The 1,576-nt window shown below is 67.7% G+C and carries 2 protein-coding genes; both read left to right on the forward strand.

Annotated features, from left to right (window positions below; genetic code table 11):
• Positions 1–668 (forward strand): trimethylamine methyltransferase family protein (locus H5T60_14765; protein ID MBC7243694.1); only part of this gene is annotated, 668 nt, incomplete at its 5' end.
• Positions 658–1,470: an IclR family transcriptional regulator gene (locus tag H5T60_14770; protein ID MBC7243695.1), complete on the forward strand. Its 813-nt coding sequence runs from the start codon at positions 658–660 to the stop codon at positions 1,468–1,470. The genes H5T60_14765 and H5T60_14770, both read left to right, overlap by 11 nt.
• Positions 1,471–1,576: the final 106 nt, after the last annotated feature.

Raw genomic sequence — 1,576 nt, forward strand, 5'->3', positions numbered from 1 at the left:
CCCAACTGGTGCGGCGCGGCACGCCGGTGCTGGCCGGCTATATCCCCGGCCAGATGAACCCTGGCACAGGCGGCTATCTGGGCGGGACCCCGGAATTCGGCCTGATGCAGGCCGGCGCCGCCCAGTTGGCGCAGTTCTACGGCGTGCCCATTTACTGCTCCGCCGGCATGAGCGACGCTAAAATCCCCGACTTCCAGGCCGGCGCTGAGAAAACCCTGACCCTTCTGCTGACCGCCATGGCCGGCGCATCCTACATCCATCACGCCGTCGGCATGATCGAAAACATGAACGCGGTCTCCTATGAGCAGATGGCGCTGGACAACGACATTATCCTGATGGTCAAGCGCGTCATACGCGGCATCACCGTGGATGCGGAGCATCTGGCCGGCGAAGCCATCCGGCGCGTTGGCCCGGGCGGGCATTACCTCATGGACGAGCACACCCTGCGCCACATGCGCGGTGAGATGGCCTTTCCACGGTTGATGGACCGCAGTGCTCGCGAGACATGGACCGCCGCCGGCAAAAGCACGGCGCGCCAGCGGGCGGCGCAGTGGGTGATGGATCTGCTGGCGGAGCCGGCAGTCCCCCGCCTCTCGCCGGAGCAGGATGCCCTCCTGCGGGGGCGCTTCGGCGTGCATGATGGGCTGGAGGAAATCCATGGTGGATGAGTCGGAGCGCGTCCCCGCCGGCACCCAGGCGGTGCGCAAAGCCGTCGCGCTGCTGAAGGCCTTCAGCCACGAGGAGCCGGAGCTGAGCGTGGCGGAGCTGAGCCGCCGGCTGGGCATCCATAAGAGCACCGTCTCCCGGCTCCTCGGCGCGCTGGAGCTGGAGGGGCTGGTGGAGCGCAACCCGGAGACCGGCCGCTACCGTCTGGGGACGGAGCTGATCGTGCTGGCCGGCCAGGTGGTCGGCCACGCCGATCTGCGGCTCCTCGCCAAACCATACCTGGATGCGCTCGCCTCCCGCTATGGGGAAACCGCCAACCTGGTCATCCTGTACCACGACTCGGCCCTGAACATCGAGCAGTCGGTGCCGGCAGAGCGCCAGATCAAGGATATCGGGTGGGTCGGGAGGCGCACACCCCTGCATGCCACCTCGCCGGGCAAGGTCCTGCTGGCGTTCCTGCCGGCGGAGGAGCGGACCGACCTGCTGGCGCGCCTGCGTCTGCATCGCTATACCCCGCGCACCATCACAGAGCGGGCGGAGCTGGAGCAGGAGCTGGAGCGCGTGCGCCGGCAGGGATACGCCCTGGCCCAGGAGGAACTGGAAGAGGGTCTGAATTCCGCCGCGGCGCCGGTGCGGGACCGTTCGGGGAGGGTCTGTGCCGCCATCAGCCTCTCTGGCCCGGCCTATCGCGTCACCGCCGAGCGGCTTCCGGAGATTGCGGTGGAGCTCATGGAAACCGCGGAGCAGATTTCCCGCCGGCTGGGCTATGTGCCGGCGGAGCCATCCTCGCACCTGAAGCCATAAGGAGGGCATCATGTCGCCGGAATTGTTCGCCGTTCTGACGGCCGCCTGCTGGGGCATCGGAGGGTTCTTCGAGAAAAAGGGACTGCACCTCGGCAATCTCTCGCCG

Source organism: Anaerolineae bacterium (assembly GCA_014360855.1).
GTDB lineage: Bacteria > Chloroflexota > Anaerolineae > JACIWP01 > JACIWP01 > JACIWP01.

Bases quoted from the DNA above. Each gene is read 5' to 3' on its own strand.
- H5T60_14770 (MBC7243695.1), top strand. From the start codon at position 658: ATGGTGGATGAGTCGGAGCGCGTCCCCGCCGGCACCCAGGCGGTGCGC.